This window comes from Pseudonocardia sp. OZ21 (assembly GCF_059359135.1).
Genome location: NZ_JCADBN010000001.1, coordinates 562758 through 577297, shown reverse-complemented (window position 1 = coordinate 577297; position 14540 = coordinate 562758). Strand labels below are relative to the sequence as shown.

Below are 14540 nucleotides of genomic sequence, written 5' to 3'. Positions count from 1 at the left end.
CCACCCCGCGAGTCGCCCGTTTCGGGTGCGCGAGTCGCCCGGTTCGGTCCCGGCACGACAAAGGCGCGGCACCCCCTCGGGGATGCCGCGCCTTCGACGTGGTGAAGCGGGGTCAGGCGGCCGCGTCGCGCCTGCGTCCGCGCGAACCGGAGCGGCCGGCCGACGGGCGTCCGCCCTGGCCTCCCGCACGGACCGCGCCGCCGCGCGAGCGCCTGCTGCTGCCGCGCGGGTTCTGCGCGGGCTTGGGCGGCTCGACGATCGGCACACCGGACGGAGTGCGCGCCCCGGTGATCCGGCCCAGCGCGTCGTCGCCCGGGTAGACCTCGGTGTGGGTGGCGCGGACGCCCGCGAGGCGGGTGAGCCGCTCGACGTCACGCCGCTCGGGCGGGGTGACCATCGTGACGACCGTGCCGGAGTCGCCCGCGCGAGCGGTGCGGCCGGCCCGGTGCAGGTAGTCCTTCGGGTCGGTGGGCGGGTCCACGTGGACGACGAGGCTGACGTCGTCGATGTGGATGCCGCGCGCCGCCACGTCGGTGGCCACGAGTACCGGCGTGTTGCCGTCCTTGAAGTCGGAGATCGCGCGGTTGCGCGCGTTCTGCGCCTTGCCGCCGTGCAGCGCGCCGGCGTTGATGCCGTCGCGTCGCAGCGTCTTGACCAGCCGGTCGACGCCGTGCTTGGTGCGCACGAAGAGGATCGTGCGGCCGTCGCGGGCGGCGATCTCGGTGACGATCCGCGGCTTGTCGGGCGTGTCGACGATGAGCACGTGGTGATCCATCGTCGACACCTGTGCGGTGGCCGAGGCGACCGACTGGGTGACCGGGTCGGTCAGGTACTGGCGCACCAGCGCGCCGACGGCGCCGTCGAGCGTGGCCGAGAACAGCAGCCGCTGCCCGCCGGCCGGGGTGAGGTCGAGGATCTTGCGGACCTGGGGCAGGAACCCCATGTCGGCCATCCGGTCGGCCTCGTCGATCGCGGTGACCGTGACCTCGGAGAGGTCGCAGGTCCGCTGCGTGGTGTGGTCGGTGAGCCGCCCCGGCGTGGCGACGAGCAGGTCGACGCCGCGCTGGAGCTCGGCGGCCTGCCGGTTGAACGACATGCCACCGACCACCGAGGTGGTGGAGAGACCGAGTGCCTTGGCGAACGGCGTCAGCGCGTCGACGACCTGCTGCGCCAGCTCACGGGTGGGGACGAGGACGAGACCGCGGGGACGCCGGGCCTGTGCGCGGCCACCGGCGAGCCGGGACAGCAGCGCGAGACCGAAGGCCAGCGTCTTGCCGGAACCAGTCTGGCCGCGGCCGAGCAGGTCGCGGCCCGCGATCGTGTCGGGCAGCGTCGCCGCCTGGATCGGGAACGGCTCGGTGAAGCCGTTGGCGGCCAGCGCACGGACGATCGGCTCGGGCAGCCCGAGCTCGGCGAACGTGGGCATGCCGGCCTCGGGGACGGTCCACAGCACCTCGGGGGGTGCGGCGGCGAGAACGGGGCGGTCCTGCGAGCCGCGGGAGCGGTCACGGTTGGAGCGGGGGCGACCGCCGTCGGAACGACGGGGGCGCGGGTTCGCCGAGAACTGGGCACGGCGAGGGGACGGGGATGTCAAACGAACCTCCGGGACGTGGCACGTCGCACGGAGAAGCAGCGCCGAGATGACGGCGGCTGAGATCTCAGAGACGAGCCCGGGCGCATCCATGCGCCCTGGTGGGTGAAGCGGGTGCGCCCGATTAGGGGCCAGGTTGGCCGGGCGCTCGCGGTGAAGCGTAGCGGAGTACCGGCCGACCCGGATCTGCCCGGGCCTAGTGTTCCGACGCTCCCGCGCCGGGTGGCATTCCCAGCTCGACGTGCAACTCGTCGAGGAGACCGGAGGGCCCGACGTGCGGCGGCAGGCCGTGCGCGACGAACCAGTCGGCGATCCGCTGCACGTCGCGGGCCAGGAAGGTGGGCCCCTGTGGGTTGCCGACCACGTCCACGACCTGCGGAAGGTCGATGAGAACGAGCCTCCCGTCGTGCACCAGGAGGTTGTAGGCCGACAGGTCGCCGTGGGTGAGCCCGTGGCGGGCCAGCCCCAGCAGTGCGTCGACCAGTTGGTGCCACAGATCACACAGCTGATCGACGTCGGGCCGTAGCTGGGCGAGCCGGGGTGCGGCCGCGCCGTCGGTCCCGACGAACTCGAGCAGCAGTTCCGTGCCGCTCAGCTGCACGGGATAGGGCACTGCCACCCCGTCGGACCACAGCCTGCCGAGCGCGGCGAACTCGGCCGCCGCCCACTGGCCGGCCAGCACGTCGCGGCCGAAGGTCGTCCGGTTCGCCATCGCCCTCATCTCGCGGGAGCGGCGCACCCGACGGCCCTCCAGGTAGCCGGAGTCGCGGTGGAACAGGCGGTGCTCGGCACTGCGGTACCGCTTCGCCGCCATGAGGACACGGCGGTCGGCGCCGGGCACGAAGCGCTCGACCAGGTGCACGTCGGCCTCCTTGCCGGTCTTCAGCACGCCGAGCTCCGCGTCGACCGCGGCGTGCTCGGTGACCACCCAGCACGGCCACGGTTCCGGGCCGTGGTCGGCGCCGTCCCATGTGGACCATCGTTCGCCGACGGGCGGCCCGTCGGGATCGGCGCCCGCACGCTCGTCGAGGGAGGTGATGTCGATGCGGCCGCTGCGGTGGCGGATACGGCCGTGAGAGGTGTCGTCGTCGTCGAAGCGGCGCCGCCGCCGGCGGGACGGTTCGGGGTGGTACTCGGGGTCGCGCAACGCGAGGTCTCCTGTGGACAGGCGCCCCGCGGCAGGAGTCAGCGCGGGGCGGGGATCGGACGGGGGCGGGCCACGTCCCGGGCGGCGATCGACATGACGCACCTCCTCCTGTCCTTCAGGCCGGTCCTCCGGCTGCTCGGCGGCCAGCGTGCTGCACGCGCGCCCGACGGCGCAACGGATTAAGCCTGCCGGCGGTGATCAGGCCGGAAGGATGATCTCCAGGGTCGTGGGGCCCGGGCGTTCCACCTGCATGCCGGCGCGCCGGGCGACGGTGGCCAGGCCTGCGGCGTCCGTCGGCTCCGCCCGGGTGCCGGCCAGCAGCCGGGCGAGCCTGCCCTTGTGTGCCTTGTTGAAGTGGCTCACCACGCTGCGGGTGCCGTCCGCTCGCTCGGCGAGCACGGTGACCGTCACCGCCCCGGGCACCCGGCCCAGCGCGGCGTACGACCCGGACCGCAGGTCGACGACCAGTTCCTCCGCGGCGATCCCGGCGAGCACCGGCTCCAGCACCGGCTTCCAGCGGGCGGCGAGCGTGGGACGGCCGGGCAGTGCCGAGCCCGCCGAGAGGCGGTAGGCCGGCACGGGGTCGTCCGCGCGGAGCAGGCCGAACAACGCCGACCCGACGGCCAGGCGGGCCCTGGCCCGGGCGGCCGCGGTCCCGCGCAGCGAGCCGGCGTCGAGGGCGTCGTAGAGCACGCCGGTGTAGCGGTGCAGCGCGGGCATCGTCGCGGAGGTGAACAGCGCGGCGTTGCGGGCCACCTCGGCGTCCTGCTTGGCCGAGAGGCCCAGTGCGGTGCGGGAGGCCGCCACGTCCCCGGCCAGCTCGACGAGGTCGTGCGCGAGCTCCTTGCGCACCTGGTCGAGCTCGGGGTACGGCAGCACGTCCAGCCGCAGGGGCGGACCGTCGCCGCCGTCGACCTTCGTCTCCGACGGGGGTAGCAGGACGAGCACGAGTCGAGGGTAGTGCCGAGAAACGCGGGCCACCCCACGAGCAGGCGAGCCGCCCGAGCGGGACCCGGTGACCGAAGATCCACATGTGGGTGACCTGCTGACTCCCGGGTTGTGCGCAGATGACGCCCGCATTACGGTCCACCGCGTGATCTGCCTCGTGGCGCGCCGGCATGTGGACTTCATGCGGGTCACGAGCGCGGCCTGTACCAGCCGCTGACTCGGCCCCCGGCGACCTTCGGTCGCACTCTCGACACCACCCGACTCCAGGGAGAGAACTGTGTCCGACACCCCTGACCCGACCGCCTCCTGGTCCTTCGAGACGAAGCAGGTGCACGCTGGCGCCACCGCCGACCCGACCACCGGTGCGCGCGCGACCCCGATCTACCAGACCACGTCCTACACGTTCCGCGACACCGAACACGCCGCCGCGCTGTTCGGGCTCACCGAGCTGGGCAACATCTACACGCGGATCATGAACCCCACCCAGGACGTCCTCGAGCAGCGCGTCGCCGCGCTCGAGGGTGGCATCGCGGCCGTCGCGTTCGCCTCGGGGCAGGCCGCCCAGACGCTCGCCATCCTCAACATCGCCGAGGCGGGCGACCACCTCGTCTCCAGTGCCTCGCTGTACGGCGGCACGTACAACCTCTTCCACTACACGTTCCCGAAGCTCGGCATCGAGGTCTCGTTCGTCGACGACCCCGACGACCTCGACGCGTGGCGCGCCGCCGTCCGTCCGAACACGAAGCTGTTCTACGCCGAGACCCTCGGCAACCCGCGCGGCAACGTGCTCGACGTCCGCGCCGTCGCCGACGCGGCGCACGAGCTGGGACTCCCGCTGATCGTCGACAACACGGTGCCGACGCCGTACCTGCTGCGCCCGATCGAGCACGGCGCCGACATCGTCGTGCACTCGGCCACGAAGTTCCTCGGCGGTCACGGCACCGCGATCGGCGGCGTCGTGGTCGACTCCGGCAACTTCCCGTGGGGTGAGCACGCCGACCGTTTCCCCGGTCTGACCACTCCGGACCCGAGCTACCACGGCCTCAACTACTGGGATGCGCTGGGCCCGCAGTCCTACATCATCAAGCTGCGCGTCCAGCTGCTGCGCGACCTCGGCCCGGCGATCTCCCCGCAGAACAGCTTCCTGCTCATCCAGGGCATCGAGACGCTGTCGCTGCGCATCGAGCGTCACGTGCAGAACGCGCAGGCTCTCGCCGAGTGGCTGGAGCAGCGCGACGAGGTCGAAAAGGTGCACTACGCCGGGCTACCGTCGAGCCCGTGGTACGAGTTGGGGCAGAAGTACCTGCCGCGTGGAGCCGGGGCAGTTGTCGCGTTCGACATCCGCGGTGGTGTCGAGGCGGGCCGGAGGTTCGTCGACGCCCTGGAGCTGCACAGCCACCTCGCCAACATCGGCGACGTCCGCAGCCTGGTGATCCATCCGGCCAGCACCACGCACAGCCAGCTCTCCGGCGAGGAGCAGCTGGCCACGGGCGTGAGCCCGGGGCTGGTGCGGCTCTCCGTGGGCCTGGAGGGCATCGAGGACCTCAAGGCCGACCTCGAGGCGGGATTCCGGGCGGCCAAGGGAGCGTGAGCACGTCCGTTCTCGACCTACGAATGCCACGGGGTGCACGCAGGAGCGCCCCGTGAGTGTGGTGACGACCGATCTCCCTCCCGCCAGCGGTGCCTGGCGGGAGGGGGACGCCCCGGGCAGGCGGAAGTGGGTGGCGCTCACCGCCCCGCTGCGGCTGGAGTCGGGCGGTGAGCTGCCCGGTGTCCGGCTGGCCTACGAGACGTGGGGAACGCTGAACGCCGACGCGTCCAACGCCGTCCTCGTGCTGCACGCCCTCACCGGCGACAGCCATGTGGCCGGCCCCGCCGGTGAGGGTCACCCCACCGCGGGCTGGTGGGACGACCTGATCGGGCCGGGCCGCGCGCTCGACCCCGCCCACTGGTTCGTCGTGGCGCCCAACGTCGTGGGTGGCTGCCAGGGGAGCACCGGACCGTCGTCACCGGCGCCCGACGGTAGGGCGTGGGGCAGCCGCTTCCCGCTCGTCACCACCCGTGACGCCGTGGCCGCGGAGACCGTGCTGGCCGACGCGCTGGGCATCGAGCGGTGGGCCTGCGTGGTGGGCGGCTCGATGGGCGGCATGCGTGCCGTGGAGTGGGCGGTCGTCGAGCCCGACCGGGTCGAACGGCTGTTCCTCCTGGCCTGCCCGGCCGCCACGTCGGCCGACCAGATCGGATGGGCCGCGCCGCAGCTGGCCGCGATCCGCAGCGACCCGGGCTGGCGGGGCGGCAACTACCACTCCGCACCGCCCGGGCAGGGGCCCCACCTCGGACTGGGCATCGCCCGGCGGATGGCGCACCTGAGCTACCGCAGCCCCTTCGAGCTGTCGGAGCGGTTCGGCCGCGACCCCCAGGTCGGCGAGGATCCGTGGCACGGCGGCCGGTTCGCGGTGGAGTCCTACCTGGACCACCACGCCGAGAAGCTGGTGCGCCGCTTCGACGCGGCGTCCTACGTCCGGCTCACCGAGATGATGAACGCCTATGACGTGGGCCGCGGACGGGGCGGCGTGGCCGCCGCGCTGGCCCGGGTCACCGCGAGGACGCTCGTGGCCGGCATCAGCTCCGACCGGCTGTTCCCCTCCCACCAACAGGCCGAGCTGGCCGCGGGGATCCCGGGCAGTGGACCACTGCGGATGATCGAGTCCCCCTACGGGCACGACGGCTTCCTCATCGAGGCCGCCACCGTGAGCTCACTGCTGACGGAGCTGCTGGTGAGCTGAGTCGCCCCTTCCTGTGTCTCGCCGCTCACGGGGGGATGATCGGGCCGTGAGCTCTCGGCCCTACGTGCTGCTGTCCGTCGCAACCTCGGTGGACGGCTGCATCGACGACCGGTCCGACCAGCGGCTCATCCTCTCCGGCGCGGCCGACCTCGACCGCGTCGACGCCGAGCGGGCCGCGGTGGACGCGATCCTCGTGGGGGCCACCACGGTCCGCCGGGACGACCCGCGCCTGCTCATCCGATCCCCGGAGCGGGTCGCCGCTCGCGTCGCCGCCGGACGCAGCGCCCATCCGCTCCGGCTGACGATCAGCGGCAGCGGGGACCTGGACCCGGCCGCTCGCCTGTTCACCACGGGGCCGCGGGAACGGTTCGTCTACGTGCCCACGGCAGCGGTCGGCGCGGCCCGGGCCCGGCTCGGGGCCGTGGCCACCGTGGTCGGCGCGGGCGACCCCGTCGACCCGAGGCAGATCCTCTCCGACCTCGACGCCCGCGGCGTGCGCAGGCTGATGGTCGAAGGCGGGACAGCGGTGCACACTCTCTTCCTCACCGCCGGTCTGGTGGACGAGATCCACCTCGTCGTGGCGCCGTTCTTCGTCGGCGATCCCGACGCACCGCGGTTCGTCGGCGCCGGGGCGTTCCCACACGACGTCCGGCACCGGATGCGGTTGGCCGAGGTGCGGACCGTGGACGACGTGGTGCTGCTGCGGTACCTGCTGGGAGACACCGATGACGCCAACGGTTGACCGGGCGATGCTGAAGGCCGCGATCGACCTGTCGCGGTGCTGCCCGCCGTCCGACACGGCGTTCTCCGTGGGTTCGTTCGTCACCGCGGCGGACGGGAGGGTCCTCGCCGAGGGGTACTCGCGCCAGCGCGACCCGCACGACCACGCCGAGGAGACCGCGCTCGCCACGCTCGGCGAGGGGTGGCGGGCCGAGCCGGGCACCACCGTCTACACCACTCTCGAACCGTGCAGCGTGCGGGCGTCACGGACGCGGACGTGCACCGAGCTGATCCTCGCGGCCGGGATCGACCGGGTGGTGTTCGCCTGGCGGGAGCCGTCGATCTTCGTCGACTGCGAGGGCGCCGAGTTGTTGCGCGCGGCGGGGCTGGAGGTCATCGAGATGTCCGATCTCGCGGCCGAGGTGCGTGCGGTCAACCGGCATCTGCTGGAGGGGTGAGGGAGCGGGCCGTCCCCTCCGGCGGCGCCGGGCTGCTGTGCAGGGGGAACCGGCAGGACCCTGGCGCCGGGACGTCGCTACCCTTTCCCAGGTGCTGACCCGGATGTCGTCGCTGTTCCTGAGGACCCTGCGCGAGGACCCGGCCGACGCGGATGTGCCGAGCCACAAGCTGCTCGTCCGTGCCGGCTTCGTCCGACGCGTCGCGCCGGGGATCTACTCCTGGCTGCCGCTCGGGCTGAAGGTGCTGCGTGCGGTCGAGCAGGTGGTGCGCGAGGAGATGGACGCCATCGGCGCCCAGGAGATCCACTTCCCGGCGCTCCTGCCGCGTGAGCCCTACGAGGCGACGGGTCGCTGGACCGAGTACGGCCCCAACCTGTTCCGGCTCAAGGACCGCAAGGGAGCCGACTACCTGCTGGGGCCCACCCACGAGGAGCTGTTCACGCAGCTGGTCAAGGGTGAGTACTCGTCCTACAAGGACTACCCGGTGATGCTCTACCAGATCCAGACGAAGTACCGGGACGAGGCGCGGCCCCGGGCCGGCATCCTGCGCGGCCGGGAGTTCCTCATGAAGGACTCCTACTCCTTCGACCTGACCGACGAGGGGCTGTCCGAGTCCTACCGGCGCCACCGCGAGGCCTACGTCAAGATCTTCGACCGGCTCGGGCTGGAGTACGTGATCGTCGCGGCCACCTCGGGGGCGATGGGCGGTTCGGCGTCGGAGGAGTTCCTGGCCGTCGCGCCCACCGGCGAGGACACGTTCGTGCGCAGCCCCGGTGGCTACGCCGCGAACGTCGAGGCCGTCACCACGCCCGCGCCGCCGGAGCAGCCGATCGAGGGCCTGCCCGCCGCGCAGGCGCACCACACGCCCGGCACCCCCACGATCGCCACGCTCGTCGACTTCCTCAACGGTGCCAACGGATCCGGGCCCGACCTCGGCCGCACGTTCACCGCGGCCGACACGCTCAAGAACGTGCTCGTGAAGACGCGCAGGCCGGGCCAGTCGGAGTGGACGCTGCTCGGGGTCGGGGTGCCCGGCGACCGCGACGTGGACATGAAGCGGCTGGAGGCGGCGCTCGAACCCGCCGAGGTCGAACTGCTCGACGAGTCCGACTTCGCGAAGGCCCCGTTCCTGGTCAAGGGCTACATCGGGCCAGGGGCACTCGCCGCCAACGGGGTGCGCTACCTGGTCGACCCCCGGGTCGTGCGGGGCACGGCCTGGGTCACCGGCGCCGACAAGCCCGACCACCACGTCGTCGACCTGGTGTGCGGCCGGGACTTCACCCCCGACGGCACGATCGAGGCTGCCGAGGTGCGCGAGGGTGACCCCGCCCCCGACGGCAGCGGCAACCTCGAGGCGGCCCGCGGCATCGAGATCGGCCACGTCTTCCAGCTCGGCCGCAAGTACGCCGACGCGGCCTCGCTCGACGCACTCGGTCCGGACAGCAAGCCCGTCCGGATCACGATGGGCTCCTACGGCGTCGGCGTGTCGCGGCTCGTCGCGGTGATCGCCGAACAGAGCCACGACGACTCCGGCCTGATCTGGCCGCGGGTGGTCGCCCCGGCCGACGTGCACGTCGTCGTCGCTGGGAAGTCGGAGGAGCTACTGGCGGGCGGGGAGGCGCTGGCCGCCGACCTGGAGACCGCGGGCCTGCGGGTGCTCCTCGACGACCGCAAGGCCTCGCCCGGCGTCAAGTTCGCCGACGCCGAGCTGATCGGCGTCCCGACGATCGTCGTCGTGGGCCGCGGTCTGGCCAACGGGGTGATCGAGGTCAAGGATCGGCGAAGCGGTGAGCGTGTCGAGATACCGCTGAACGGCGCAACAGCGCACCTCGCCGATCTGGTGCAGAAGCAGTAGCAATCGCCCCTAGCGGCACTGCGCTCCGCATGATCGACTGTCCGCGTGTGACGTCGGGCGGTGCGGAGGGCGTGTGTGCGAGAGCACGCCGTCCTCCGTATCGCCCTGAACGCGGTCTGCCGGTGCTCGACGCAGCGGACGCGAGGCTGCGGCACGAGGATCGAGCGGCGCTCCCCACGCGTGACGCTCGGATCCGGAACCGTGCCGCGTCCCTCGGCGTCGGCAGATCGCGCCCCGGCGGTTCCGCGGGAGGAGGTTGACCCGAATGGACTTCGACGCGTTACGGGCCGCCGTCGTGCCCGGCGACGGGGTCGTCGGACGCTGGCCCGGCCTGGTCTGCGTGGCCGACTGCGCGGACCGCGCTGTCCTGCGCCGTCTGCTGGACGTGTGCGCAGGCACCGCCGGTCCGGACCCGGGCCGCACCCTGGCCCGGCGGCTGGCGATGTGGCTCGGTGGCCCGGACGCCCCCAAGGCGGATCTGCGGTTCGGCACCGTCGCGATCACCGGTGACCAGTGGGCGGTGTTCCTGTTCGGCTCGGTCGGGCTGGTCGTCCCCGAGAGCGGCATCGAGCTGTCCGGTGCCCACGCCGCCACCTGGACCGACCGGCTGCTGGCGCGGCAGGCGACCCCCGGGGTGCTCGTGCTCGAGGGCAGCCGGGTCCCGTCCGACCTGGTGGACGGCGTGCACGACCTGCGGTCCGGTGTCGTGCCGGGCGCGGGCGCCGTGCTCGTCCACTCGCGCCGCTCCGCCGGGGGCGACTCCGCGGAGGAGGTCGCGTCGCGGTCACCTGCCGACTCGGCGTGGCCGGACCTCAACGACGTTCCGGTCGAGCTGGAGCGCTCCCCCTGGAACCTGAGCGACGCCGGACCGACGGCAGGCAGCCGGGCGGGCAACCGGCGATCCGCCGATCTGAGCGCGGACGACAGCCCCGCCTGGCACGGGATGCTCGGCGGCAGCGAGGCGCTGGACAGCGATGTGCTGGGCGCGGAGCTGCTGGGCCCCGACATCGGGGACGCCCGCGGTGGTTCCGCCACCGGGCGGACGGCGTCCGGCTCGATCAGCGGTGCCTGGCCCGGCCTGCCGGCGGGAGCCCGCCGGGCCGGTGCCGAGCGGCCCGGCGGCACCCCACCGGGTGCCCGCCGCGGGCGAGCCGGGCGCGTCGGTGCCGGCCGGTCCGGTCTCGGCGCCAACGGCTCGGTACTGCGGGCGGTGGGGAGCCACGACTTCGCGCTGCCCGAATCCGGCGGCAGCGCCGACGGGGAGCGTGACGACGAGTCCGACGGACGAGCGGGGAACGACGCGCCACCAGGTGCGGGCCCCTCCGCCGGCGCGGCCGTCCGCGAGGCCGACGAGGACAACGTCGCTGTCGACTCCCGCGCTTCGGCGGAGGCGGACGTCGTCGGGCTGGGCCCGGACCGGAGCGATGCCGAACGAAAGGGCGCCGACCGGAGCGGCGGAGACCGCCGGAACGGCGCCGAGGCCGGGAAGACCTGCGCCGGTGAGGCCGCCACGCGCTCGTCCGCCGCGGTTGCCGGCCGGGCCGACGCCGGTCACTCCGAGCCCCCGGGCGCCCGAACCAGCAGTGACCGAACCGGCAGCGACAGGCACAGCAGCGAGCGGTCCTCCTCGGACAGCTCGGCCGGCGCCCGGTCGGCCACCGGGCGGTCCGACCGGGCTGACACCGCCTCCACCGCGTCCCGCGCGGCTGAGCCGCAGCGCCCACCGGCGCGCGCCGACTCCGACGGGGCCGATGCGGAACGCCGGGGCCCCGGTTCCGCCGGTTCGCGTGGCGGCGGGGCCGGGTCTGCTGCTCCGGGAGGCGCCGGGACCGGCCGTGCTCCGGCTGCCGCGGGGGCCGACCAGGGCCGTCCGGCAACGGACGCCGGTGACTCGCGTGGTGCCGGGCAGGACCGTACCGGGCAGGGCCGTGCCGCGGCGGCGAACGCCGCGGCGGGTGGCAACGGTGACCGCGCCGCCACCGGCCGTGCCGTCGGCGGGAGCACGGGAACGAGCGGAGCCGACAAGGGCCGTGGGGGTCCCGGGACTGCGGGCGCCGACCGGTCCGGTCCGGGCCGCGGCACCGCGAACCGCGCCCGAGCGGACGACCCACGGGGCGGCGGCGCCGCTCCGGGCGGTGGCCCGAACGGGGCCGGTGCCACCGGGGCCGGGCCGGGGAGAGCAGGGTCCGGCACCACCGGGGCGGGCAGTGCCGGGTCGAACGGCGCGGTCGTCAACGGTGCCGGTTCCAACGGTGCCGGCCCGAACGGTGCCGGTTCCAGCGGGGCCGGCACGAACGGTTCCCGGCTGAACGGGGCCGGATCCAACGGGGCCGCGCCGGCCACCGCGTCTTCCGGCGGGGCCGCGGCGGGCCGGGCGTCGGACCGCAAGGACGCGGGCCGGAGTGCACCGGACCGCGATGCGGCCGGTCGGGGCAACACCGGCCAGCTCGATCCGCGCCGCACCACCGGCGAGTCCGCCGGCAGGGCCGCCAAGAACGGCGCCCCCAGAAACGAACCCGGTAAGAACGGCGCCGGTCAGAATCCCGCCGGTCAGAATCCCGCCGGTCAGAACGGTGCCGCCCCGAACGGCTCCGGTCGGAACGGCGCCGGCCCGAACGGTCCTGCCGATGGGGCCGAGCCGGGACGTGGTGCCGGAGAGCCCGGAGGCACGCGCGACCCGGGGGCCGACGAGGCCGCACCGGGCGGTCTCGCGCCCGTGGCCAAGCTGGTGCCCCGCAACCAGGGCCGCGACGATGCCACCGGCGCCGAGTCCAGTGGTTCGGGCGTTGCGTCGGTGCACCCGCTCGCTCCCGACTCCTCACGGCGGCGCGCCAACGGCGGTTCCACGACGGCGATCCAGTCGGACGCGTGGTTCGCCGCCGCCTCCGACGTGGCGGAAGCCGACGCCGCCCCCCGGGGGAGCGGCCCCCGCCACGGCCGGCCGGAGGAGGACAAGTCGGCAGGCCGGGCCGCGTCCGCCACCGGAACCTCGAAGGTCGCAGCGGTCAGAGCGCAGCCGGAGAGCCCTGCGGAGCAGACGCAGCTGCAGGTCGAGCGGGTCCCCGGCGTCGTGCCACCGGAGCCGTCGAAGCAACCGGCCCGGTCCACCCCCACCGGTGACGCAGCCGCAGAAGAGGCCGGCCCGGGTGGGGCCGACGCACCCCAGGTGCGCGGCCACCTCTGCCCGCGCGGCCATCTCAACGACCCACGCTCACAGTCCTGCCTCACGTGCGGGGTGCGGGTGGAGGACCGCGGTGGCGCGCTCGTCTCCGGTCCGCGCCCGTCGCTGGGCACGCTGATCTTCGACGACGGCGCCACCCACAGCGTCGACAGCGACTACCTCGTGGGCCGGATGCCGGAGGCCGACCCGCGGGTCCGCGCCGGTTCGCTGCGCTCACTCCTCGTCGAGGACCCGTCCGGGGCGGTGTCACGGGCCCACGCCGAGATCCGCGTCAACGGCTGGGACGTGCTGCTCGTCGACTCCGGGTCCCGCAACGGCACGTTCGTGGCCGGCCCGGGCGAGTCGGCCTGGACGGCACTGCCACCACGGCAGTCCCGCTGGCTGGTGGCGGGCACCCGGGTGCGGCTCGGCGGCCGGACGTTCCTGTTCGAGGCACCCCCCGGGGTGCGCTGACCCGTCGCCTCCCCGCGACGGCCGGAGGCCGCCCGCGTCAGATGGTGACCGGCCGGGCGCTGGCCACGATCGCATCGAGCGTGGCCCGGGACGGCGACGGCGGAGCGTCCGGCGGACCGCCGGCGTCGTCCCCGTTCACCAGGAGCACCGCCGTGGCCGGTTTCCCGTCCGTCCCCGTGGTCGGCACGGCGAGCACGAGGACGGTGCCCGCGGTGGCCAGGCACCCGTCGTCCGCCGCGGTTCGCGCCGTCGCCTCCACGAGGCTGCCCTGGACACCTCCCACGTCCACGGAGCGCGCTGCGCCGGCCGTGACGTCCGGCCTGCTGCCGTCGGGCGGCGTGTAGAGGGCCTGTGCGAGACCTTCCGTCAGTGCCGGGACGGAGGTCAGCGCGACCGTCCCCGGCAGCACCGCGCTCGCCACGATCCCGCGGACGAAGGACCGGCCGCCGCACGCGTACTCGGGGCCGCGCGCCACACCCGTGAAGTCGAGCCCGAAGGGGTTGGTCAGCGGGTCCCCGCCCTGCGTCCAGTCGGTCGGGACGTCATAGCTGAGGATGGGGGTCTGGATCACGGCCACGGGTCCGCCGCCTGCCGCGCCCGTGCCCGACCCGATCAGCAGGTAGGTGCCGACACCGAGACCGGCGAGCAGCACGGCTCCCACGGCCACGAGCGCGATGAGCGTCCCCCGGCTGCGCCGGGGCGGACCGGTGGGTGGAACCGGCGGGCCGCTCCCGGGCCACGGCTGCTGGCCGGGAGCCGGTGGCCACGACCCTCCGGCCCGTCCCGCAGACGGCGCCCCCGGCGACGGCGCGGGCCCGGCCCAGGGCGCGCCAGCGGCAGGCGGTGGTGGCGGAGCTGCCCACGGTGCCGGTGGGGTGGGCGGCCCCCACGCGACGGCCTCGGGCGGTGGCGGTGGCGCGTCCACCGCGGGCAGGCCCCACGGCGCGGTCTCGGGGGCCGCGGTGGGTGGCGCGGTCCACGCGGTGGCTTCGGTGGTGGGGTCCGGATCCGTCTTCGGCGGCGCGCTCCACGGGTTGGTGTCCGGCGCGGTCGGCGGCGACGGCGGCGGCGTCCACGGGGACGCCTCGGTGGGGGCTTCCGCCGCGGGTGGCGGCGTCCAGGGCGAGCTGTCGGGCGTCGTCCTCGCCGGCGGCGGTGGCGATGACGGTGGCGGCGTCCACGGGGACGCCTCCGGTGCCGGGTCGGGCCCCGCGTCCGTGGTCAGCGGCGAGCTCCACGGGTTGGTGTCCGGTGCGGCGTCCGCACCGGGGTCCGGCGGCAGCCGGCGGGTGACGGGTTCCGATGGCGCCGTCCGGTCGGACTGCCGGTTGTCGGGCCCGGGCTGTGGCGGCTGCGGTCCACCGTTCGTCGTCACGGATCAAGGGTAGATGGCGGCCGCTG

At 74.4% G+C, this 14540-nt stretch carries 11 protein-coding genes; 7 read left to right on the top strand and 4 right to left on the bottom strand.

From position 1 onward, the window contains the following. Window positions 1-112: 112 nt before the first annotated feature. From AC5L35_RS02815 to yaaA, 3 genes are all read right to left on the bottom strand, one after another. A complete protein-coding gene (locus AC5L35_RS02815; protein WP_495058081.1) occupies window positions 113-1426 on the bottom strand; it encodes a DEAD/DEAH box helicase in 1314 nt (437 codons plus the stop codon). Between the two features lie 361 nt (window positions 1427-1787). Then, window positions 1788-2759: a serine protein kinase RIO gene (locus AC5L35_RS02810; protein WP_495058080.1), complete on the bottom strand. Its 972-nt coding sequence runs from the start codon at window positions 2757-2759 to the stop codon at window positions 1788-1790. 177 nt (window positions 2760-2936) lie between these two features. Further along, window positions 2937-3686, bottom strand: coding sequence for a peroxide stress protein YaaA (gene yaaA, locus AC5L35_RS02805; protein ID WP_495057905.1), 750 nt, complete (start codon window positions 3684-3686; stop codon window positions 2937-2939). Window positions 3687-3963: 277 nt separating this feature from the next. On the opposite strand from yaaA, the gene AC5L35_RS02800 reads away from it, so the two are divergent. The 6 genes from AC5L35_RS02800 to AC5L35_RS02775 all read left to right on the top strand — a co-directional run bounded on the left by AC5L35_RS02800 (window position 3964) and on the right by AC5L35_RS02775 (window position 13139). Further along, window positions 3964-5277, top strand: coding sequence for a bifunctional o-acetylhomoserine/o-acetylserine sulfhydrylase (locus tag AC5L35_RS02800; RefSeq protein WP_495057904.1), 1314 nt, complete (start codon window positions 3964-3966; stop codon window positions 5275-5277). 58 nt (window positions 5278-5335) lie between these two features. Next, a complete protein-coding gene (metX, locus tag AC5L35_RS02795; protein WP_495058079.1) occupies window positions 5336-6472 on the top strand; it encodes a homoserine O-acetyltransferase MetX in 1137 nt (378 codons plus the stop codon). 46 nt (window positions 6473-6518) lie between these two features. Continuing rightward, window positions 6519-7214, top strand: coding sequence for a RibD family protein (locus AC5L35_RS02790; RefSeq protein ID WP_495057903.1), 696 nt, complete (start codon window positions 6519-6521; stop codon window positions 7212-7214). Next, window positions 7198-7650, top strand: a complete 453-nt coding sequence (locus AC5L35_RS02785; RefSeq protein WP_495057902.1) for a dCMP deaminase — start codon at window positions 7198-7200, stop codon at window positions 7648-7650. Before AC5L35_RS02790 ends, AC5L35_RS02785 begins: the two co-directional genes overlap by 17 nt. Window positions 7651-7741: 91 nt before the next feature. Beyond that, window positions 7742-9505: a proline--tRNA ligase gene (locus AC5L35_RS02780; protein ID WP_495057901.1), complete on the top strand. Its 1764-nt coding sequence runs from the start codon at window positions 7742-7744 to the stop codon at window positions 9503-9505. A gap of 265 nt (window positions 9506-9770) precedes the next feature. Further along, window positions 9771-13139, top strand: coding sequence for an FHA domain-containing protein (locus AC5L35_RS02775; RefSeq protein WP_495057900.1), 3369 nt, complete (start codon window positions 9771-9773; stop codon window positions 13137-13139). 37 nt (window positions 13140-13176) lie between these two features. Here the strand turns inward: AC5L35_RS02775 and AC5L35_RS02770 are convergent, their stop codons facing one another. Then, complete coding sequence (locus AC5L35_RS02770) at window positions 13177-13806, bottom strand: DUF8017 domain-containing protein (protein WP_495057899.1); 630 nt, start codon at window positions 13804-13806, stop codon at window positions 13177-13179. 7 nt (window positions 13807-13813) lie between these two features. Here AC5L35_RS02770 and AC5L35_RS02765 point away from each other — a divergent pair, with 7 nt between their 5' ends. After that, window positions 13814-14527, top strand: coding sequence for a hypothetical protein (locus tag AC5L35_RS02765; protein ID WP_495057898.1), 714 nt, complete (start codon window positions 13814-13816; stop codon window positions 14525-14527). The last annotated feature ends 13 nt before the right edge of the window (window positions 14528-14540 follow it).